This window comes from Streptomyces sp. NPDC048248 (genome assembly GCF_043201875.1).
Lineage (GTDB): Bacteria > Actinomycetota > Actinomycetes > Streptomycetales > Streptomycetaceae > Streptomyces.
In genome coordinates, this window is sequence record NZ_JBICZL010000004.1 from 238,384 (window position 1) to 259,091 (window position 20,708).

Annotated in this window: 17 protein-coding genes and 1 tRNA gene; 12 read left to right on the forward strand and 6 right to left on the reverse strand. The window is 68.1% G+C overall.

The window, feature by feature from the left end:
* The first annotated feature begins 394 nt into the window (after positions 1-394).
* Together ACGFZW_RS09945 and ACGFZW_RS09950 are read left to right on the forward strand one after the other, a co-directional pair.
* The gene (locus tag ACGFZW_RS09945) at positions 395-1,192 is read left to right on the forward strand and encodes a rhomboid-like protein (protein ID WP_393892566.1); all 798 of its coding nucleotides are present in this window, start codon (positions 395-397) and stop codon (positions 1,190-1,192) included.
* 78 nt (positions 1,193-1,270) lie between these two features.
* The gene (locus tag ACGFZW_RS09950) at positions 1,271-2,518 is read left to right on the forward strand and encodes a M6 family metalloprotease domain-containing protein (RefSeq protein WP_393892567.1); all 1,248 of its coding nucleotides are present in this window, start codon (positions 1,271-1,273) and stop codon (positions 2,516-2,518) included.
* Between the two features lie 9 nt (positions 2,519-2,527).
* Here ACGFZW_RS09950 and ACGFZW_RS09955 read toward each other — a convergent pair whose 3' ends face one another.
* The gene (locus ACGFZW_RS09955) at positions 2,528-3,307 is read right to left on the reverse strand and encodes a TetR family transcriptional regulator (protein ID WP_393892568.1); all 780 of its coding nucleotides are present in this window, start codon (positions 3,305-3,307) and stop codon (positions 2,528-2,530) included.
* Between the two features lie 86 nt (positions 3,308-3,393).
* Between ACGFZW_RS09955 and ACGFZW_RS09960 the strand changes: the two genes are divergently transcribed.
* The 7 genes from ACGFZW_RS09960 (at position 3,394) to ACGFZW_RS09990 (ending at position 11,152) form a co-directional block, all read left to right on the forward strand.
* Positions 3,394-3,573, forward strand: coding sequence for a hypothetical protein (locus ACGFZW_RS09960; RefSeq protein ID WP_393892858.1), 180 nt, complete (start codon positions 3,394-3,396; stop codon positions 3,571-3,573).
* On the forward strand, positions 3,570-4,028 hold the full coding sequence (locus ACGFZW_RS09965; RefSeq protein ID WP_393892569.1) for a hypothetical protein: 459 nt from the start codon (positions 3,570-3,572) through the stop codon (positions 4,026-4,028). Before ACGFZW_RS09960 ends, ACGFZW_RS09965 begins: the two co-directional genes overlap by 4 nt.
* A gap of 626 nt (positions 4,029-4,654) precedes the next feature.
* Positions 4,655-9,355, forward strand: a complete 4,701-nt coding sequence (locus ACGFZW_RS09970) for an RHS repeat-associated core domain-containing protein (RefSeq protein WP_393892570.1) — start codon at positions 4,655-4,657, stop codon at positions 9,353-9,355.
* Positions 9,315-9,818 carry an Imm50 family immunity protein gene (locus ACGFZW_RS09975; protein WP_393892571.1) on the forward strand — a complete coding sequence of 168 codons (504 nt, stop codon included), beginning with the start codon at positions 9,315-9,317 and terminating at the stop codon, positions 9,816-9,818. Before ACGFZW_RS09970 ends, ACGFZW_RS09975 begins: the two co-directional genes overlap by 41 nt.
* On the forward strand, positions 9,805-10,218 hold the full coding sequence (locus ACGFZW_RS09980) for an Imm50 family immunity protein (RefSeq protein ID WP_393892572.1): 414 nt from the start codon (positions 9,805-9,807) through the stop codon (positions 10,216-10,218). The genes ACGFZW_RS09975 and ACGFZW_RS09980 overlap by 14 nt, the downstream gene beginning before the upstream one ends.
* 448 nt (positions 10,219-10,666) lie before the next feature.
* Positions 10,667-10,739 (forward strand) — tRNA-Arg (locus tag ACGFZW_RS09985).
* Positions 10,740-11,017: 278 nt separating this feature from the next.
* Entirely contained in the window at positions 11,018-11,152 is a 135-nt protein-coding gene (locus ACGFZW_RS09990) for a hypothetical protein (protein WP_393892859.1), read from the forward strand.
* Positions 11,153-11,287: 135 nt separating this feature from the next.
* On the opposite strand, the gene rsgA is transcribed toward ACGFZW_RS09990, so the two are convergent.
* Both rsgA and ACGFZW_RS10000 read right to left on the reverse strand, forming a co-directional pair.
* Positions 11,288-12,448: a ribosome small subunit-dependent GTPase A gene (gene rsgA / locus ACGFZW_RS09995; RefSeq protein WP_393892573.1), complete on the reverse strand. Its 1,161-nt coding sequence runs from the start codon at positions 12,446-12,448 to the stop codon at positions 11,288-11,290.
* Between the two features lie 346 nt (positions 12,449-12,794).
* Positions 12,795-12,998, reverse strand: coding sequence for a hypothetical protein (locus tag ACGFZW_RS10000; protein WP_393892574.1), 204 nt, complete (start codon positions 12,996-12,998; stop codon positions 12,795-12,797).
* A 157-nt stretch (positions 12,999-13,155) separates the two neighbouring features.
* Here ACGFZW_RS10000 and ACGFZW_RS10005 point away from each other — a divergent pair, with 157 nt between their 5' ends.
* Positions 13,156-13,809: an HNH endonuclease family protein gene (locus ACGFZW_RS10005; RefSeq protein ID WP_393892575.1), complete on the forward strand. Its 654-nt coding sequence runs from the start codon at positions 13,156-13,158 to the stop codon at positions 13,807-13,809.
* Between the two features lie 56 nt (positions 13,810-13,865).
* Positions 13,866-14,096 carry a hypothetical protein gene (locus ACGFZW_RS10010; RefSeq protein WP_393892576.1) on the forward strand — a complete coding sequence of 77 codons (231 nt, stop codon included), beginning with the start codon at positions 13,866-13,868 and terminating at the stop codon, positions 14,094-14,096.
* Between the two features lie 24 nt (positions 14,097-14,120).
* Here ACGFZW_RS10010 and ACGFZW_RS10015 read toward each other — a convergent pair whose 3' ends face one another.
* The 3 genes from ACGFZW_RS10015 to ACGFZW_RS10025 are packed head-to-tail and all read right to left on the reverse strand — an operon-like array spanning position 14,121 to position 17,928.
* Positions 14,121-15,275 (reverse strand): hypothetical protein, encoded by a 1,155-nt coding sequence (locus ACGFZW_RS10015; RefSeq protein WP_393892577.1) that lies wholly within the window; start codon positions 15,273-15,275, stop codon positions 14,121-14,123.
* Entirely contained in the window at positions 15,254-16,300 is a 1,047-nt protein-coding gene (locus ACGFZW_RS10020; RefSeq protein ID WP_393892578.1) for a B12-binding domain-containing protein, read from the reverse strand. The genes ACGFZW_RS10015 and ACGFZW_RS10020 overlap by 22 nt, the downstream gene beginning before the upstream one ends.
* On the reverse strand, positions 16,297-17,928 hold the full coding sequence (locus ACGFZW_RS10025; protein ID WP_393892579.1) for a PP2C family protein-serine/threonine phosphatase: 1,632 nt from the start codon (positions 17,926-17,928) through the stop codon (positions 16,297-16,299). The genes ACGFZW_RS10020 and ACGFZW_RS10025 overlap by 4 nt, the downstream gene beginning before the upstream one ends.
* Before the next feature lie 513 nt (positions 17,929-18,441).
* Here ACGFZW_RS10025 and recQ point away from each other — a divergent pair.
* Entirely contained in the window at positions 18,442-20,493 is a 2,052-nt protein-coding gene (gene recQ, locus ACGFZW_RS10030; RefSeq protein ID WP_393892580.1) for a DNA helicase RecQ, read from the forward strand.
* The last annotated feature ends 215 nt before the right edge of the window (positions 20,494-20,708 follow it).

Here is a 20,708-nt window from a genome sequence, read left to right on the forward strand (position 1 = left end):
CGGGACGGCCGCCACGACACCGGAACGAACCGGGGACCTGTTCCCCGTTTCGCACCGACGTCTCGTTAAACGGGGAGACCCTCCCCGGATATTTCGCGAGCATATGTGACCTGCGTCACATATATGTGCCCGCGAGCTGAACCTGAACGCACCGCGTGCACGGCACCTGTACGGCACTGCACGTCCACAGTGCTCGCAACCGCCGCCCGTACGCGATGCCTGCCAGGGGCCGCCGGCAAGCGTCGCCTCCAGCCGTCACCCGTAGGTATCACCCACGGCCGACCGCACCCGACGGCCACACCTGAACGCACCCGGCGGCCGCGCCCGAGGCCCCTCACCCGTCGAGCCGTACCCCCCACACCCCTCCCGCGCGGACGTTGCTAATTTATCCCGTATGCGCCGAAGGCCCCGGCTCGCCACCCCTCGCACCGCCTGGACCACCCTCAGGACCGCTTTCCGAGCACGCACCCGGACCTCCCGCAGCCCCGCCGAGGCGCCACACTCCTGGCCCTCGGCCCTGTTGTCCGGCCCCGTGGCATACGTCCGCCGGGCGCCCGGCGCCCACGCCTGGCTCGTGATCCTGCTCGCGACCTCTGCGGTCATGAACCAGCAGGCCCCGGGCTTCGCCGAAGGCTTCCTGCAGCACCGCTCGACCAACATCCACAATCTGCTGCTCTCGCCCGGCCGGGTGCTGCTCACCAGCGCGCTCTGGCTCGACGGCGGCGACTGGCCGCGCTACTTCGTCCTTTACCAGGTCTTCCACGTCCCCGCCGAGCGCTGGCTCGGCACCAAACGCTGGCTGGCCGTCCTGGGCACCGCCCACATCGGCGCGACCTACCTCAGCGAGGGCGTGCTGGCACTCGCCATCGACGCCGGCCTGGCCCCGCGCTCCGCCGTCAACACCCTGGACGTAGGGGTCAGTTACGCCCTCGCAGGGATCATCGCCGTCCTCACCTACCGTCTCCCCCGCCCTTGGAGCCACCTCTACGCCGCCGGGATCCTCGCCCTCTACACCGCCCCGCTGGCCACCGGACACCCCTCCTTCACCGACGTCGGCCACTTCGCGTCCGTGGTGATCGGCCTGGCCTGCTACCCCCTCGTCCGCCGCCGGCCCGACACCTGGAGCGCCGCCGCCCCCTCGGCCCCGCCTGCCCGGGCCGCCTCTCCCCCCGCGCCGCCGCCTTCCCCATGACCTCCGGGCACGGCCTCGTGACTCCAGATGACGTAACCCCGCGCGCGAGCAGTCACCCGGCGACACAGGGTGATCAGCATGATGCAGAAGATATCCGCGGCCTTGGCCGCCGGCGCGGCCACCGCGGCCGCCGCCATAGCGCTGGGCTCGCCACCCAACGCCGCGGCCAAACCCCCGGAGGTCGGTACGCAGCCCACCCGGCCGTGCGCACTACGCGGCATCCAGAACAACGTCGCCGAAGCCTCCTCCACCCCCACCGGCTACGCCCGCTCGCACGGCACGGTGAAGGCGCTCACCCTCTTCATCGACTTCCCGGACGCCCGCGCCGAGATATCCCCCGCCGCCCGCTTCGCCGAGTTCTTCCCGGCCGCGACGGACTACTTCCGCGCCAGCTCCTACGGGAAGCTCGACTACCGGCCCAAGCCGCTGCTGAAGTGGATCCGGATGGCACGGCCCCTCGCGGCCTACCGCATCACCCGCGGCGGCACCTTCGACCCGGCGTCCGACACCGGCTATCACGCCCTTTCCCGGGAGATCGTGCGCGCCGTCGACCGCTCCGTCGACTTCCGCGACTACGACATCATCAACGTCCTCGCCGCGCCCGACGCGGGCCCGCCCGCGACCCGTACGGTCCTCTCGGTCACCTTCAGCGGCGGCGACATGGGCCTGCGGACGGCCGACGGCGTGCCGTTCCGGAACGCGTCCTTCATCTGGAGCCGGCAGACCGGTGACAGCGCCTTCCGCGTCCTCAACCACGAGAACGCGCACTCCTTCGGGCTCCCCGACCTCTACTACACCGAGGGCCGCAGCTCCTCGCCTGCGGTCGGCCACTGGGATCCGATGGACGAGGACTGGGGACCGACCAACGACTTCCTCGGCTGGCACAAGTGGAAGCTCGGCTGGCTCTCCGCCGGCCAGGTGCGCTGCGCCCCGCGGCACGGCACGCCCACCGAGCACGTCCTGACGCCGACGCCCGCCCGCGGTGGCACCAAGATCGTCGTGATACCGACCTCCCCGCGCACCGCCCTCGTCGTCGAGGCCCGCACCCGCGGCCCCCTCGACCCGTCGGTCTGCCGACCCGGCGTCCTCGTCTACCGCGTCGCCGCCCACGTCGCCTCCGGCCGGGGCCCCCTGCGCGTCGTGGACGCCACACCGCACAGCGGCGGCTGCTTCGCCAAGGACAAGTACGTCAACGCCGAGCTGACCGATGCCACGTTCCGCCCCGGCACCACCTACAGCGACCCCAAGAGCGGCGCAGCCGTCTCCGTCCTCACCGAAAACCCCGACGGCACCTACCGCATACGCGTAACCCCGGCCCGCACATAGGCCGGCAGCTCACTCCCCCTCGTCGTGCCGCTCCCGCCCCTGCTCCCGCCAGTGGCGGCGACCGATACTGATCAACCGCAGCTGTTGACGCGCGACCCGTACGACACGCTCGCGCTGCCCCTCGACCGTCACAGGCGCGCCGTCGCGGCCCACACGAGCCTCCGCACCGCCCTCCTCCCTCTCGGTCCCATCGGGCTCGGCGGCCCCTTCCTTCGCTTCCGCCCCTTCAGCGGCGGCGGCGAGTGCCGCGGCGTCCTCGGCGTCGAGCAGCTCCGCTGCCGTCGTCACCAGCCGGTCCACATACAGCTCGGCCAGCATCCGGATGTCCTCATCGGTCCACCCTTCCGACACCGGCTGCGTCTTGAGCGCGGCCGCCACCTCGGCCGCGAACCGCTCCAGTTCGTCCGCGATGGCCAGCCGGACCGCCCGCACCCCGCCGTGCCGCTCGCGCGCCACGAACCGCACATGAGCAGGGTGTTCACGCACATGCCGCTCCACGACCGCGACCGTACGGTCTATCCGCTCCTCGGCCGCCGCCTGCTCGGCGAGGATCGCGCGCACCATCACATGCAGACTGCCCAACGCCTCCTCGACCAGCGCGACTCCCAGCTCACCGAGATCCCGGAAGTGCCGGTAGAACGCCGTCGGGGCGATGCCCACCATGCGCGTGACCTCCCGCAACCCCAGGCTGCTCAGGCTCTGTTCCTCCAACAGGCCGAGCGCCGCGTCGAGCAGCGCCTGACGGGTTTTCTGCTTCTGGGCCTGCCGGACCCCAAGGGTGTGACTCATGTCATCCAGTAAACAACCGTTCTCCGACCACATCCACTCGTGGGCGGCCGTAGACTCGATAACTGAGTGAACAACTGTCCTCTGAATTGGAAAGGCAGATCATGCTCTTCCTCGTCGCAGCCCTGCTCCTACTGGGGGTACTGCTGGGCACCGCGGCACACCTCCCGGTCCCCGTAGCCCTCGCCGCGGCCGCCGCCATCGCCGGCTGGCTGCTGATCTTCGCCATCCGCGAACACCGCCACAAGGTTGGAGGGACCACCCGATGAACACCCTCACCAAGCCCCACGCCGAGCGCGACGCCACGGGCACCACGGGCACCACGGGCACCCAAGAGCCGACAACCACACCGGCCACCCCGAAGGCCCCGGCGAAGGACCGCGCACAGGACCCGGCTCAGGACCTCGCGCAGGCTCCGGCCGAGGACCCCACGACCGACGCCGCACAGGACCGGGCCGCGCAGCAGACCACCGCCGCGCAGCCGTCCCGCTCACGCGCCGACGGCATGGCCGTGGCCTCCTTCATCTTCGGCCTCCTCGGCACCCTGGTGGGCAACATCGTCCTGGGCCCCTGCGCCCTGATCTTCGGCGGCCTCGCCCTTGCCCACCACACCAACCGCCGCGGCCGCGCCATCCTGGGCATGACCCTCGGCGCCATCGACCTGGCCATCCTCCTCACCCTCGTCACCACCGACGGCACCATCAGCTGGCACATCGGCGGCTGACACTCCGCCCACCCTGTCAGCCGGAACGCTGTTCGTCAGCTCCGCGAGCCGGCACCCGACACCCGCACGCCCTGCTCGCAGGACGCGCCCGGGCCCGCGCCAACCGCACGGCCAAGTGCCTACCGGCACGCGACTGCCGGGATGCGTTGCCCACCAAACCCCAGCGGCACCCTTGGGCCCGTTGGGGTTGCACGTGGTGGGCACACCGGTGGCGTAGTGGCTTCCCCTTGCCTGGCAGTGAGGTCTCGCCCGAGGCGCCGGAGCCGCCTTCCGAATGGATCGCTCAGCGACTCAGGAAGCCGGGAAGCTTGGCCTCGCACTTCCGCTATAGGCAGGTTTACAGCTTGAGCGGGAAGAGGAGTGCGGCAGACGGGCGACCCCTCAGCCCCTGAGCCGAAGGGCTTCGAGCACTCCATGGCGCTCACGGCGCTGGGCGCACCTTGCCAACTGAACGAGGGCCGCATACAGCGCAATTGATATCGGAACACCGCCCCTCGGCTCGCGAGCGCGACCTGCGAAGCGGTTTCGCGCGTGACACGGCTCGAATGCAACTTGATGATTCGTTTCTCCAGGTGAGAGCGTCCCACCAGAGACTTCTACATGTTGTTGACGGGGGCGTTTTTCTCGTGGGTGTTGTGCTGCCCGGGTGGGCGGATGAGGTACTCGACATCATTGGTGTGTCGTGGCCGAATGTGGATGAGGACGACTACCGCGAGATGGCAACGGCCATGCGGGAGTTCGCCGCCGACATCGACGAAGGCAGGAACGAAGCGCACACCGCCGTCCAGGGCCTGGTGGGTTCGGCGGGCGGCTCGCTGGCGATCGAGGCGCTGAACGCGCACTGGGGCAAGATCAACGGCAAGCACCTCCAGGGGCTTGCCGACTGCGGGCGGATGGCGGCCACCGCCATGGACGGGGTCGCGGTCCTGATCGAGGGCGCCAAAATCGGCGCTCTCGTCCAACTCGGCATCCTCGCAGCAGAAGTGATCGCTGCGCAGGCCGCTGCTCCCTTCACCCTCGGCCTGTCCGAAGTCGGCGCGCTGGCCGCGACCCAGGCCACCCGCGTAATCGTCAAGCGCCTGTTCAAGGAAGCTTGTCAGGCAGTTGCCGAACAGGTCATCAGCATGGCGCTCACTCCCGTCGAGGAGGCCCTCGGCGCGATGGTCGGCGATCTGGTCGTCCAGCTCGGCGCCAATGCTCTGGGTGTCCAGGACGGCGTGGACCTGGGGCAGACCGCGAAGGCGGGTAGGGAGGGCTTCGGCCAGGGGGTCCAGGACGCGAAGGACTCCGCGAAGTCGGCGGCCGAGAACCCGATGGAGCTGCTCAGCGCAGGAGGCCGCCGTGGTGGCGGTGGCGGCTCGAGCAGCAGCGGCGGGGGCGGCAGCAGCAGTGCCGATGGCGGTGGCGGGTTCAGCTTCGACAAGGAGGAGCACGACAAGGCCGTCACCGGCTTGCAGAGCGCGGGCGGCACGTTCCGCAACAAGGCCGGCAACAAAATCGGCCGGGCCAAGAGCCACCACGGCCGCACCCGCGGCAAGGACGCCATCGCTGACGCGGCGAACACGATGCTCGACAAGGTCATCGAAGGCATCGAGGACGGTGTCAAGAAGACCGCCAAACACCTCGACGACAACATGACCCGCGGCGTCAAACAGATGGCCAAGAACCACCACGACAACGACAAGGGCCTGGCCGACCACTTCAAAGGCATCGGCAAGGACGGCAAGAACGACCCCAAAAGCCCTGGCGGCGGGCTCAGGCAGGCGGTGGGCAGCAAGGAGCCCGCCAAAGGCCGTGAACATTCTCGCCCCGTTTCGCTGCGCAAGGGCGCGGGAGAGCCCCGCGACCACGCCACCCCGACCCATGGTCGTTGCGTAAATGGCGATCCGATCGACATGGTCACCGGTGAGATGGTGATGAGCCAGCTGGACGTAGCCCTTCTCGGCCAGTTGTCTCTCATACTGCGTCGGACGCATCTGTCTTCATACCGATCAGGCCATTGGTTCGGCCGGTCTTGGGCCTCAACTCTTGACGAGCGTCTGGAGATTGATGAGGACGGTGCGGTGTTCGCGTCCGAGGACGGGATGCTCCTCGTCTACCCCGTTCCCGAACCCGGCGGCGAAGTCTTCCCGTTGGAAGGGCCGCGCTGGCCTCTTGAGTGGGACATCGTCCAGAAGAACCGCTTTAAGATCACTGATCCGGTGACCGGTATATGTCGCCTCTTCGTGGCTCCTGAACAGAGTTGGTCTGCTGTCGGACCGGCCTACCAACTACCTCTGAGGTCACTGGAGAACTGCAACGGCCAACGCGTAGATCTACTGAGGCGCGATAACGGCGAGCCGCACGAGATCAGGCACAGTGGCGGATACCGAGTCGGAGTAACCACTCGAAATGATCGCATCACAGCCCTTCACCTAGTGGATGCTGACGATCCGAGCGCCGGCACCCCGCTGATGCGCTTCGCCTACGATCCATCGGGAAATCTCACCGAGGTATACAGGTCTTCTGAGCGGCCATTTCGGTTCACCTACGACGACGAGGGAAGAGTCACTTCCTGGACCGACCGTAAGGACTTCGGGTACCGCTTCGTCCATGATCGCCGTGGGCGCGTAAGTCGTGGTATCGGTCCGGACGGATTCTTGTCCTGCTCGCTCACCTACAATGACGCGCAGCGGACAACGATCTATACTGATTCTCTCGGGTGCAGCACGACGTACGAGTACAATGAATTCGGTCAAGTAATCCGGGAGACCGACCCACTCGGAAATTCCACCATATCCGAGTGGGACCGGTATGACCGGCTGGTTTGCCGCACCGACCCGCTGGGCCGCACCCTCCGCTACGAGCATGACGTTGACGGCAACGTTGCTGCCGTCACGCGCGCAGACGGAACACGCGCAACCGCCACATTCAACGATTTCCGAAAAATACTGGTCAGCGTCGCTCCCGATGGAGCCACTTGGAAATACGCATATGACCATCGAGGGAATCGAACGCAAATCATTGACCCAGTCGGCGCGACGACTACTTATTCTTATGATGAGTACGGTCACCTTACTGCCGTAAGTGACGCGCTTGGCAACAGAACAACGGTCACCACTAATGCAGCCGGTCTCCTCCTCAGCAGCACCGATCCGCTCGGAGGCACCACCCGTTGCACTCGTGACTCCTTTGGCCGAGTATCCGCCGTCACCGATCACCTCGGCAACACCACACGCATGGAGTGGACTGAGGAAGGAAAACTCAAGTCTCGCACCTCGCCTGACGGCACCAGTGAATACTGGACCTGGGATGCTGAAGGAAATCTCCTTACCCACCGGAATGCGTTGGGCGGTGAGACCAGATTCGAATCCACACAGCTCAATCTCACCGCGGCCCGCACCGGGCCGGATGGTGTTCGCCATGAGTTCACCTATGACACGGAGCTACGGCTCATCGGAGTCACTACTCCGCACGGGGGCACGTGGAGTTACGAGTACGATCCGGCGGGTCGCCTCATCGCCGAGACCGACTTCAATGGCCGGTCTCTTGGGTACCGTCATGACGCAGCTGGACAACTCACGTCACGCGTCAACGGCATGGGCCAGTCCGTGGAATACCACCGTGATTCGCTCGGCCGTGTTCGCGAAAGGCTTCTGGACTCCGGAGCGCGCACTACCTTCTCCTACGACGCAGCGGGTCGACTCACCCACGCCGAGAACCCGGATGCGCGCATAAGCTTCGAGCGGGATGCCCTTGGCCGCACTCTCGCGGGCACCTCCGACGGCCGCACCACCACATACGCATACAACCTGCTCGGCCACCGCGTCGCGCGTCGGACACCTGGTGGGGCGGTGTCCGAGTGGACGTATGACGCCCGCGCCCGTCCCACGAAGCTGACTTCAGCGGCGGGCAGTATCTCCTTCACCTACGACCCAGCAGGCCGTGAGATCAAGCGATCCCTCGGGCCGGGACTCGAACTGGCCCATGACTGGGACGCGACGGGCCATCTCAGCGCCCAGGTGATCACTGCCGCCGACGGCGAAGAACTGCTGCACCGCACCTACACCCACCGTGCAGACGGCCATGTGACCTCCGTCAACGACGGAGGCGTCCACCGCGCATACGAGCTTGACGACACCGGTCGAATAACCGGCGTACATGCCGACGGGTGGAAGGAAACCTACGCGTACGACGCTGCAGGAAACCTCATCCACTCGACCACCCCCACTGGTAGCGAAGCAAATGGCGACCGCCAGTACACGGGGACGCTCGTCCAACGTGCCGGCCGCAACACCTATGAACATGACGCGGAGGGGCGCGTCGTCAGGCACACCCGTCGGTTGCTCAACGGGCAAACACGGATTTGGACGTACACGTGGAGCGCTGACGACCAATTGACCGGTCTGACGACTCCGGACGGCAGTCGTTGGCGCTATCAGTACGACCCCTTGGGCCGACGCACCAGAAAGCAGCGTCTCTCGCCCGATGGGTTGACGGTGGTCGAGCAGACCTCCTTCACCTGGGATGGCACAACCCTGGTGGAACAGGTCGATACAACCGGCCAGGTGACTACGTGGGACTACCTTGCCCGCGCCAGGAAGCCCATCGCGCAGACCGTCACCCAGGCGGATTACGACACCCGCTTCTACGCAGTTGTCACCGACCTGGTTGGCACACCCAGCGAATTGGTCACTCGCGATGGACGAACAGCCTGGCACCACCGCACGACCGTTTGGGGAGCAACGCTCTCTCCGGCTGGCGGCGAGGTGGATTGCCCGCTGCGCTTTCCAGGCCAGTACCATGACGACGAGTCCGGACTGAGATACAATTATTTCCGCTATTACTCACCCGAAACCGCTTCATACCTGAGTCCGGATCCGCTCGGTCTTGCTCCTGCGCCCAATCATTACGCATACGTAATCAACCCGCTTTCGTGGGCCGACCCTCTGGGTCTTGAGTGTCCGGACGAGGAGCGCAGCTTTGAGGAGGCCAGGCGAAAGGCATTCCGTGATGCCGGTATCCCTGAAGGGGCAGAGCCCTACGACGCGTGGCTGGACCCATATACTACCCCGCCCTGGCAGGGAAATAAGCAGATTCTTGATGACGACTACAATCCGATCATGTTCCCAGCGGAGCTACATCTCACTGATCGGGGCGACGAGGTAGTATTCCAGGATCATTATACGGGGCATCGGAATCCAGGCGAAGAGGGTTATCAGCCCCCGCATGTGCACATCAGGCCTGCAGATACTCCTGAATCGCGCCGGAACGGCGTCTACGACGGATGCGAGGAACACTATCCATATGATCCAAAACTGGGAAGACCTCCTCAGCTCTACGGATAAGCTGCGCGAGCATTATTCAAAAATCCCTCCGCTTGCCCAAGTCACATTGAGGTCCATTCACCTCAGTCAGCACGGGCCCACAATCATCCTTCGATTGGACCTGCCCGCATTCCCTGACCGTCCACTGCCTGAGTGGACGGATCAAGGATGTGACCGCCTTCAGTGCCATGTACGATTCCTGGCCGTCGAAGACTTCTCAATGCGTCGGTGGGAACCACCAGTGGTGGCAGATGTACAAATGGATCCCCTTGAGAAGCGGCGCATCAAAGTGGATGTCCTGAGCGGTCAAACCAACCTGTCGTTCACCAGCAGCGACTCCCTGACGGTGGGAAGAATCAGCGCCTTTCGGGCTCCCGCTGAAGGGCCTGATCGAGAAAAGCATTACTACGTCGGGAGAATGGACAGACTGAAGTACGACTCCGTCCCCGGCGCCGAAGCAGAGGTATATTATGAAAGATTCTAAGAATAATTGGATCGGATTTCTGGAGAATTCTGAACTCGCCACCCGATTCTTTGAATCATCACCCGACCTGAGTTACTGCGATCTTCCCTCCATGCAGATCGATGAACGGGGAACGCAGCTCACACTTGGGGTCAACCTCCAGCGCCTCCCGGACAAGCAGATTCCAGAATGGGGAGAGAAAAAGTTTGACAACTTTGGCTTTTACCTAACATTCGTCGACCTGCAGGATCTCGATATCGTCGGCTGGCTGTACGCGCCCACGCACAACGTCGAAATGGAGCGCACTCGTGACTCCAAAATTCGCGTTGAAATCTGCGGAGAAGGTACGAGCATACGGTTTACCGCCGGCTCGGCCAGGATGGCGGGTGGTACGGCCTACCGCGCTTCGTCGATGCCCTAGATCGACGAGGTGTGAAGCATGGCCCCGAGGGCGAGAGCATTCTCTTGCCGCCTCGACGCCTACCGTCCCCTCGGAGGCCCGAGGCTGCACCCATGCGACGGTTGCTCCGGTGCGGTAGCAGCACGAGCGCGAAGCTCATCCCCGGACTCGTCGAGATACCGTCCAACGACGTCGAACGGCAGGCCATCCAGGGCCCACGAGCGAGGCACCTTGCTCAGCAACTCCGGCCCTGTGTCTTGATCGGCTTCATACCGCCGTGTTCTGCCCCCTGCCGCCCACGCCTGGGAGCGCCAGGTGCCATAGAGCCGAATGCGGATCAAGCACCACCCGCTACACTGGCCGCGGTGGCCCGGCTTCACAGCCAGGCCTCCGCTCGCTGTTGGCAAGCCGCTCTGGATCATCGTGTCTACCTCGACCGATTTTCCGACACGTTTTCCGACAGATCCCCGCCTCCGTAGCTCAGGGGATAGAGCACCGCTCTCCTAAAGCGGGTGTCGCAGGTTCGAATCCTGCCGGGGGCACAGCAAAACAGCAGGCCGGAAGCCTGCCGCCCCAGCGCGCGGCAGGGCTTCCGCCTTCGCGGGCGCGCATACGGCACGTAGGGGGGCGGGGCCTGTCCGGTCCTTGGCGACGTCGCAGCACACAGTGCAGCGGCCCGCATTCCGCCCGCCCCACTCGCGAATCGCCGGCTACCGGTCGGGCCCGGGTACGGGAGTCGACGAGCCTTCGGCACCGTTCCAACCCTCCCCCCCCGATGGCTCCGGTGCGGCATGTTCCGCTGCCTCCGTAATGCCAAGGCTTGAGCAACCGGCCCCCTCCTGGCCTCAGCCCGCGGAGAGTTCTGGGGCTTGGCTGGGAGTTCGTCACCGGAGGCAAGGGCTACCAAGGAGGCTTGGAGGAACTGGTCCAGGAGTACGGCATCGATGTGAGTTGACGTCCCGCGCCGACCTCTACCGCCCCGGCCACCGCCGCCCCGGCCACCGCCGTGGCGGCGTCGGACGACGGATCCCGGTCCGTCCGGGGAGCTTGGGCAGCTCCCCGGAGCGGTCATTGCGAGGCCGGCGCGTCGCTAACGCCAACGCCCCCGCTTCGCCTCCATGACGGCCTGACCCTGCGCCTTCTTGCGCTTCCAGTCCTGCCGGAGCTCCGCCTGCACCCGCACATCGGTCTTGGCGACGATCCACTGGTTCTCACGCTTGAGCTTGCGGTAGCTCTCCAGACGCCGCTCGGCCAGCTCCCCGGAGTCGATCGCGGCGAGCACCGCGCAACCCGGCTCGCTTTCGTGCCCGCAGTCGTGGAAGCGGCAGCGCCCTGCCAGCTCCTCGATCTCCGAGAACACCTGGCCGACCCCGCTTTCGGCGTCGTAGAGGCCGACGCCCCGGAGCCCGGGGGTGTCGATCAGGACGCCCCCGCCCGGAAGGACGAGCAGGTTGCGCGTGGTCGTCGTATGACGCCCCTTGCCGTCCACGTCACGGGTGGCCTGCACATCCATGACGTCCTCCCCGACCATCGCGTTCGCGAGCGTCGACTTGCCGGCGCCGGACTGCCCGAGCAACACCGAGGTCCCCCCGGAGGCGACCGCGGCAAGGACGTCGAGTCCGTTCCCGGTCTGCGCGCTGACCGGCAGCGCCGGCACCCCGGGCGCCGCGGTCTCCACGTCCTGGAGGAGATGCGACAGCGTCACCGCATCCGGTACGAGATCCGCCTTGGTCAGCACGACGAGGGGCTGCACCCCTGACTCCTGGGAGTCGGTCGTGCCGTTGAGCAGTGCCTCGCCGTTCGAGCAGGACATGGCGAGCGCCAGGAACCGCTCGATGCGTGCGAGGTCGAGTTCGGCAGCGAGCGAGACGCAGATGATGACGTGATCGATGTTCGTGGCCAGCACCTGGCCCTTGGAGTGCTTGGACGACGCCGACCGCACGAACGCGGTGCGCCGCGGCAGCAGCGTCCGTACATACCGCCGGCCGCTGCCCTCGGCATCGACCGCGACCCAGTCCCCTGTGCACACGGCCATCATCGGATCCCGGGGAGCGACGTACTCGGTGTCGGCGCGCACGGTGCCGTACGGCGTGACGACGTCACAGAGTCCGCGGTCGACGCGTAGGACGCGGCCGGGCAGAAGGCCCTGCTCGGCGTGGGGGGAAAACTCGGCTTCCCGGCTCTCGTCCCAGCCATAGGAGGCGAGCGGGTGCGGCGAGACGGAGGAAGACGAGGGAGAAGAGAGGATCAAGAGAAGCCCTTCACAAGGGCGGATCCGGCGGCGCGCTCACGGGCGCGCAGAGACTGCAGTGGTCAGCCGGACACCGCGGAGGTGGAGCGAACGAACGTCTGGTTGCGGGCAACGCCCTTCACAGAGACAGCCATTGGTCACACCTCCTGTTCTCCATAGGGCTTCAGCGGCAGCAGACAGCCACCGCAGCAAGCGCCCTCACCTTAACGACACCCGAGGGCGGGTGCCATTGAATTCACGAGTTGACTGACGATCATGAAGGCTCCAATGTCGACCAGTTGGCGAGAGCGGGCTGTGGGCCGCCTGGACGACCTTGCTCGTGACTACGTGCCTTCGACTCCGCGTTTCAGGAGTTCGTCCTCGACTGCGCGCAGCTTCTCGCGCCAATCGCGGGCGGCCTTGGGGTTGCAGCCTTGGGGTTGCGGCCCGCGCGCCGCGCCACGGCGTCCTGGGCGCGCCGGGCCGCGATGGCTCTGCGCTCGCGTAGCTGCTCGACGGTGAGACCGGCGAGATCGGCCTTCCAGTTGCCGTAGAGCTTCCAGCGCGTCATGGCTCCAGAGTGCCGCCCGCCACGATCCGTCCGCCCGGCATTTTCCGGCCGAGCGCCGCAAGACATCGCGCTCGGGCCCCGGCGCCGCCCTGGGTGACACGCCGCCACCTGGAGCACGGTGCCCCGTTCCGGGCAGAATGTCGGATATTCCTGACGCATGATCCCCACTCGCGCCCGGCGGCTGTGTGCTGTCGTCGCTCTCGCTCTGGCCTCAGTTCTCGGCCCGGTCACCTCCACTCCGGCGGCCTCGGCGCCCGTCGAGATGCCCGAACCGCCGTCGGCGGATGTCGCCCGCTCCGAGCTCGCGGACCTGACCGTCGAGCCACCGCACTCGATGGACGGCTACTCGCGGGCGAAGTTCCCCCACTGGATCCAGCAGGGCAACTACTGCGACACCCGGGAGACCGTGCTGAAGCGGGACGGTCAGAACGTCACGCGGGACGCCCAGTGCCGGGCCGTATCCGGCACCTGGCACAGCCATTACGACAACCGGACCCTGACCTCGGCGTCGCAGGTGGACATCGACCACATGGTGCCCTTGGCCAACGCGTGGCGGTCGGGGGCGGACAGCTGGACGACGGCCCGGCGCACGGAGTTCGCCAACGATCTGCAGCATGCGCAGCTCATCGCCGTGTCCGCCGGCTCCAACAGGAGCAAGGGCGATCAGTCGCCCGACCAGTGGAGTCCGCCGAACCGCGACTACTGGTGCACCTACGCGCGTGCATGGACCGACGTCAAACACCTCTACGCCCTGTCGGTGACGCGGCCGGAGGCGGACAAGCTCGTCACGATGCTCGACACCTGCGCCTGATGCCCGAAGCACCTCGGCGATGCGTCGGCACGGCGACCGCCGGGCCGGGCGGAGCGATGACCGACGAGGTCGGCGTCATCACGGGCGACCTCACCGTCGCCACCATCCTCCAGCCCGACGGCCTAGCGGCGGTGCGCATCCAGTACACCGGCGCCGAGGAGTGGTACACGCTCACCGGCAGCCCGGCTCCCCTGGAGCCGGGCAGGCTGGAAACGCTGCATGCCGCCGTCCTGCACGCCGTAAACCAGGGGGGCGAGGCCGTCGTTCCCGAATCCGGTCGACGGTGAGAGCGGGGCGGCGGGCGCGGGATGTCAACGTGTCCAGTGCCGGCCGTACAGTTCCCTTGCCTCGCTGAAGTTGTCGATGACGTTTTGCTCCACGGTCTTTTCCGGTGGGCTGAACGGCTCGCCGCTACGGGACCACATGAGGTGGACCAACGCATAGGTCGACAGGAACAGGTAGTGCGGGTGCGTGTACGTCCTGAGGGTCGCCGCGCTGCTGTAGAAGGGCGAAAACGCTTCGCCGTGCGTGCGCTCGTTCCTCGCGGTGTAGAGAAGACCGCTCATGAGAATGCGCAGACGAGCCTTCTCGGGAAGCGCCACCTCGGTTCCGTCGATGCTCAGCGTTTCACCGGCGAGCGCCCGGCGGAGCAGCATGGCGCCTTTTCGATTGGCATCCAGGTCGGCTGCCGGAAGGTACTTCCCTTCGACGAGCGTGAGGAAATCCTTGATCCTCTCGCCGGTCGCATCATTGCGGTCGTTGCCTCCCGTCAGCCTTCCTCTGGTCTTTCTCCCGTTCTCACCTGACACATGGGTGACGATCTTCTTGAAGAGGTACTCGCAGGTCTGAACGGGGAGCTCACCGAGGAGGCTGTCCAGGGCCGCTCCGTCCAGCGCGACATGCTCACTCAGGTACTTCAGGGCCTCGGTGATGTTGAGCGGCTTTCCCGAAAGATTCCGGGCCGTCCTGGTGGCCGTCGATTCGAATACTTTCCAGGTCGAGTCGAAGGCGATGTCGGGACGGTTGGGCAGCGCATCGTAGGCTTCCAACAGGTAGGAGATCTGGGTGTTGTACCAGGAATCGTCGGAGTAGCTGAGGCTCACCGGCATGAAGAGCCGGGCTCCCGTTCCGTCCAGACGCTCCCGGAACTGCTCCTCGATGGGCAGCAGCCTGCGTTCCGTCAATACGCCGGTGCGGCTCCACTCCTCGATGATGCGAATTCTTTCGTATCGGTGGTACGACCTGTCCCGCATCATGCGTGGCCCATTCCCCCATTTACGACCCCGGATCCCGACCCCCCGGCCATTGGATCCCCTGGCCGGGATTCTAATGCCGGCGGCCGTGAGCGTGTCAGCGCTTTTGAAGAAAGGCGCGAGATCCAGGGTCGGCGGCCCGCCCTCCGGGATGGGTCGTCGTCGGACGTCGAGGTCGGGTTGATGTGCCGTCAGGCATTCTCCGTCAGCCATCGCCGCCCCGTATCGAGTTGCCGCATGAACAGCGGTGCGTCACGCAGCAGTTCGGCGAGAGTCTCCAGGACCGTGACGAGGCGGTCGGACGGGAGGGAGCGGGCGGTGAGAAAGGCCAGGGCGAAGGAGAGGAAGTCGGTGAACAGCCGGGTGTCGTCGACGAAGACGGCCGCGGCGAGGGAGTCCAGCAGATGGCTCAGGTTGGCGGTGGTGGCGTCGTACTCCTGGTCGGTGGGGTCGCGGAGCACGGGGTGGCGCGCGTGCAGGCGGGCGACGACGCGGTGCAAGAGCTCGGAGCGGCGGCGGACGAACTGGGCGTACGCCTCGGCGCAGGCGGGGGCGATCGAGGGCCGGCCGGTCAGCGGCGGGGGCCACCGGCGGCGGAGCAACTCGTCGGCCGTGGGGGCGTCGGCGGCGTAGAGGTCCGCTCCCAGGGCGCGGGCCCAGGCGCCGTCGGGACCGAATCCGGCTCCGCCTGCGAGGACGGGGACGCCCACCGGTCGACAAGCCTGGATCAGGCGGTGCGCGAGCGGGAGGCGCATGGGGAGGGTGCACGACAGGGCCACCAGGTCGGGTCCGGTCTGGTGGAGTTCGGAGACCAGCCGGGCCTCGGGGACGTGACCGCCGAGGAACCGGACGTCATGGCCGCGCAGCCGGAGGACCTCGGACAGGATCCGAGCCGGTAGGACGTGCCATTCACCGTCGCTGCAGGCGACCAGAACGCCGCCCGCCGTTCCATGGGCGCGAGGGCTGTCGGCGACGGCCGCGGTGACGGCGCTCACGGCCGCGACCGCCTGCTCGCTGACGTGGGTGGCGGCGTGCTCCTGGGCCACCGTCCATTCGCCGGCCGCCCACCGGGCGCCGACCGCCACCTGCGCGGGCCCCACCAGGTCGAGCAGCACGTCCTCGGCGCTCACGCCCTCCTCCACCAGGCGCACGGCCAGACCGGCGGCGGCGGACTCGTCGCCGCGCGTCACGTGGCGCTCGAAGGCGGCTCGGTCGTCGTCGGTGATCGCGGGGCTCACGGGACGTCCTGTGCCGGGTGGGGCCGTGGCGGGGCCTGGAGGGCCAGTACGGCGATGTCGTCGTGGGGGCGGCCGCCCAGCCACTGGGCGCTGAGGAGCTCGACCCGCTCGGCGACCGCACCGGCCGGCATGCCCTGGCACTCGGCCAGGGCGCGGGCCAGCCGTTCGTCGCCGTACAGCGCGTAGCCGCTCGGTCCGCCGCGGGCCTCGGTGACGCCGTCGCTGTAGAGCAGCATCAGCTCACCCGGGGCGAGCCGGGAGGTGGTCAGGTCGAAGGACGGGTCGGGCAGGATGCCGACCACCGTGCCGTCGATCGTGACCTCTTCGACGCGGCCGTCGCGGCGCAGGATCAGTGGGGGGAGGTGCCCGCCGCCCGCGGTCACCACCGTCAGGCCGTGATCCGGGGCGGGGCGGGCGGTGCCAGTGACGAGCGTCGTGAAGCGGCTCTCGTCGCCGAGGAGCACGTCGTTGAGCAGGTGGAGGTCCCGTACGGGGGCGGTGTCCGTCAGTGCGAGAGTGCGCAGGCTCTGCTGGACCAGGCCGGCGAGCACCGCGGCCTCCGCGCCCTTGCCGCACACGTCTCCGAAGAAGAACGACACTCCTCCGTCGGGGCGCGGCGCCACGTCGTAGAAGTCGCCGCTGATGCGGAGGGCCTGGGCGGAGGGCCGGTAGGCGGCACCCAGGCCGACGCCGTCGACGGCGGGCAGCGGACGGGGCTCCAGGTTCGCCCGGAGGACGGCGGTGGTCTGCGCCTGCTGGGAGTAGAGGTCGGCGGTGGCGAGCGCGAGTCCGGCTCGGGCGGCGTACTGCCGCGCCAGGTCGATGTCAGGACCGGCGAAGCCCTGCCGCTCCGGAACGCGGATCAGGAGCAGCGCCCCGGCCGAGACGCCGCTCCCGGAGAGCGGCAGCACGAGTGCCTGGCCACCGTGTGTCAGGTGGGGCGGCAGGACATCGGTGAGGTCGCGCAGCTCGTCCGCGGGGAAGGGGCCAGCCCCGGGGCTCAGGCCGGACAGGGCGTCGTCGATCGGCGGCACACGGTCCAGGACCTCCGTCGGCAGCTGTCCGGAAGCCTCGGCCTCGCCCGGCCCGGCTCGGTGCCAGGAGCTGCGCCGGCCGTGTACGGGCAGCACGACGACCGCCGCGTCCACCGGGAGGGGCAGCACGCTCCGGGCCAGGGTGCGGACCGTCCGGCCGTGGTGCAGGGAGCCGCCCAGCTGCGCTCCCGCGCGCTCCAGGAAGGCCGAGTGCTCGCGCTCGGCCTTCAGGGTGACCTGGCACTCCCGCAGGGTGACGGCGCGCTCGCGCGGGGCGTCCGCGTCGGTTCGTGAGGTGCCCGCATCTCCGCGTTTCGTGCCCGCATCGCCGCGTGCGGTGTCGGCATCGTTCGGCGGGCTCTCGCACGACGCGTCCTCGCGATCCCCCCGGGCCCCGAGGTCGCTCACCAGCCACACCATGTGGCCCTCGCAGGTCTCCCGGCGCCCTACGAGCCTGCGGCCCCCGAAGGAGGCGTCGAAATGCGCCTCGCCCCGGGCGAAGGCCGTTGCCAGGGGCCCGGCGGCCGCTCCCAGCACCTCGCCCACCCGTAGGCGCGGGAAGAGCCGGGCCGCGGGACGGTTGAAACCGCTCACCGCCCCGGACGCCTCGCACCACACCAGGGCCTGGTCCAGAAGGTCGAGCAGATGCGCAGGCGCGGATCCCGGCGCGTTCCGTGGCCCGGGGCCTGCCGGAACCGCCGCACCCCCCGGGACCGAGGTCTCCTCACGGCCTCCGGGCGTCATCGGTGGCGGCTCGGCGCGTCGTCGGGCTCCGGTCGACGGGCGCCGCGCGGGCACCGTGGAGGTGAGCGCCTCGCAGAGAGTCCCATTTACCGACCGCCGCTTCTCCCGCCCCGCTGCTGACCGCCGCTTCTCCGGCCCCCGGTGCTCGCCGATTTTCCCGGCCCGGCGCCGGCCACGGCCGCTCCGGACCCGGCACGGCCCTCGATTCCACGCTACGCCCGCCCGTCCGATCGCGATATCGGCAGCCGGGCGGGTCACGGGCGGCGTGCCACGTGGTGACCCGGGGTGTCGTTCGGGGCGGGGTGCCGTCGGAGTTGTCCACAGGGTCGGCACGGGCCGCCGCAAAGCTCGTAGGCTTCGGGAATGGCTCTGGCGGACGTGGAAGTGGTCGAGGACATGGATCTGGAAGGCGCGGCGGGGACGAACGAGGCGGTGCAGGTGCTGCGCCGGGTCTTCGGCTATGACGCGTTCCGCGGCAGTCAGCAGGAGATCATCGAGCACGTCATAGGGGGCGGTGACGCGGTCGTCCTCATGCCGACCGGCGGCGGCAAGTCGCTCTGCTATCAGATCCCCTCACTGGTGCGGAGCGGCGTGGGAGTGGTCGTGTCGCCGCTCATCGCGTTGATGCAGGACCAGGTCGACGCCCTGCGTGCGCTCGGCGTGCGGGCGGGCTTCCTGAACTCCACACAGGACATGGACGAGCGGCGCCTGGTGGAGGCCGAGTTTCTCTCCGGGGAGCTGGACCTGCTGTATCTCGCTCCGGAGCGACTGCGCGTGGAGCAGACGCTCCAGCTCCTGGACCGGGGCAAGGTCTCGCTCTTCGCGATCGACGAGGCGCACTGCGTCGCCCAGTGGGGGCACGACTTCCGGCCGGACTACCTGGCCCTGTCGATGCTGCACGAGCGTTGGCCCGAGGTGCCCCGGATCGCGCTGACCGCCACCGCCACCGAGGCGACGCACGGCGAGATCTCCTCCCGGCTGCGTATGCAGGACGCCCGGCATTTCGTGGCGAGCTTCGACCGGCCCAACATCCAGTACCGCATCGCGCCGAAGAACGAGCCGAAGCGCCAGCTGCTGGAACTGCTGCGCAACGAGCATCCCGGGGAGGCGGGCATCGTCTACTGCCTCTCCCGCGCGTCCGTGGAGAAGACCGCGCAGTTCCTGGTGCAGAACGGCGTCGACGCCCTGCCGTACCACGCCGGGCTGGACGCCCGTACGCGCGCCGAGAACCAGTCCCGGTTCCTGCGCGAGGACGGCATGGTCGTCGTCGCCACGATCGCGTTCGGCATGGGCATCGACAAGCCGGACGTCCGCTTCGTGGCGCACCTGGATCTGCCGAAGTCGGTGGAGGGCTACTACCAGGAGACGGGCCGCGCCGGGCGGGACGGCCAGCCCTCGACCGCCTGGCTGGCGTACGGGCTGCAGGATGTCGTGCAGCAGCGGAAGATGATCGACGGCTCCGAGGGGGACGACGCCCATCGGCGGCGGCTCTCGGCGCACCTCGACGCGATGCTGGCGCTCTGCGAGACGGTGCAGTGCCGGCGGGTGCGGCTGCTGGAGTACTTCGGGCAGAAGAGCACGCCGTGCGGCAACTGCGACACCTGCCTCGCGCCGCCGCAGACCTGGGACGGCACGGTGCCGGCGCAGAAGCTGCTCTCAACGGTCGTGCGGCTGCAGCGCGAACGCGGGCAGAAGTTCGGCGCGGGTCAGATCATCGACATCCTGATGGGCCGCAAGACGGCGAAGGTCATTCAGTTCGACCACGACGGGCTGAGCGTCTTCGGGATCGGGGAAGACCTCCGGGAAGCCGAATGGCGGGGCGTGGTACGGCAGTTGCTCGCGCAGGGGCTGCTCGCCGTCGAGGGCGACTACGGCACGCTGGTGCTCACCGAGGCCAGCGGCGAGGTGCTGCGCGGCGGGCGTGAGGTCCCGATGCGACGCGAGCCGGAGAAGGCCGCGCGGGCGGCGAAGGCCAAGACGAAGCGTGCGGCGCCGGTGGATCTCCCGGAGGAGGCCCTGCCCGTCTTCGAGGCTCTGCGCGCCTGGCGGGGCCGTACGGCCAAGGAGCAGGGCGTGCCCGCATATGTGATCTTCCATGACGCGACGCTGCGGGAGATCGCCACCGCCGGGCCCACGTCCACTGCCGAACTGGGCACGGTCAACGGGGTCGGAGAAAACAAGCTCGCGAAGTACGGGCAGCAGATCCTCGACGTACTGGCGGGCCGCGAGGCGGAGCCGGCCGCGGGCGCCGGCGACGCGCCCACCCCTGCGCGCACCCCTTCGACGGGCGCGGGCAGCCGGACGACAGGCGGCCGGCCAGCGCGCGGCGGAGCTGCCGGGGCGCCGATCCTGGAAGAGCCGCCCGAGGACGACCAGTACGAGCCAGGCCCGGAGGACGAAGCCATCGACTGGTGAGCAGCGAGAGGCGAGAGGCGGCAGGAGCGGTAGAAGGCGCACCGGTGCGGCGGGCTCGGCCGGATCGGGAGGCGGCCCGGCGCGGTCGGCGGTTCGCGCGGTCAGCGGGTGCGCGCGGTGCGCGGCGCGCGGTGAGCTTTGGACGCCCTGGCAGCAGGCATTGCGCCCCTCCAGGAACAGGGGTCTCCTGAGGACAGGCTTCCAGGGGCACACGC

Excerpts from the sequence above, each read along its gene's own strand:
- ACGFZW_RS09945 (WP_393892566.1), top strand. The coding sequence starts at position 395 with ATGCGCCGAAGGCCCCGGCTCGCCACCCCTCGCACCGCCTGGACCACC.
- ACGFZW_RS09950 (WP_393892567.1), top strand. The coding sequence starts at position 1,271 with ATGATGCAGAAGATATCCGCGGCCTTGGCCGCCGGCGCGGCCACCGCG.
- ACGFZW_RS09955 (WP_393892568.1), bottom strand. The coding sequence starts at position 3,307 with ATGAGTCACACCCTTGGGGTCCGGCAGGCCCAGAAGCAGAAAACCCGT.
- ACGFZW_RS09965 (WP_393892569.1), top strand. The coding sequence starts at position 3,570 with ATGAACACCCTCACCAAGCCCCACGCCGAGCGCGACGCCACGGGCACC.
- ACGFZW_RS09975 (WP_393892571.1), top strand. The coding sequence starts at position 9,315 with ATGATCCAAAACTGGGAAGACCTCCTCAGCTCTACGGATAAGCTGCGC.
- ACGFZW_RS09980 (WP_393892572.1), top strand. The coding sequence starts at position 9,805 with ATGAAAGATTCTAAGAATAATTGGATCGGATTTCTGGAGAATTCTGAA.
- ACGFZW_RS10000 (WP_393892574.1), bottom strand. The coding sequence starts at position 12,998 with ATGACGCGCTGGAAGCTCTACGGCAACTGGAAGGCCGATCTCGCCGGT.
- ACGFZW_RS10005 (WP_393892575.1), top strand. The coding sequence starts at position 13,156 with ATGATCCCCACTCGCGCCCGGCGGCTGTGTGCTGTCGTCGCTCTCGCT.
- ACGFZW_RS10010 (WP_393892576.1), top strand. The coding sequence starts at position 13,866 with ATGACCGACGAGGTCGGCGTCATCACGGGCGACCTCACCGTCGCCACC.
- ACGFZW_RS10015 (WP_393892577.1), bottom strand. The coding sequence starts at position 15,275 with ATGGCTGACGGAGAATGCCTGACGGCACATCAACCCGACCTCGACGTC.
- recQ (WP_393892580.1), top strand. The coding sequence starts at position 18,442 with ATGGCTCTGGCGGACGTGGAAGTGGTCGAGGACATGGATCTGGAAGGC.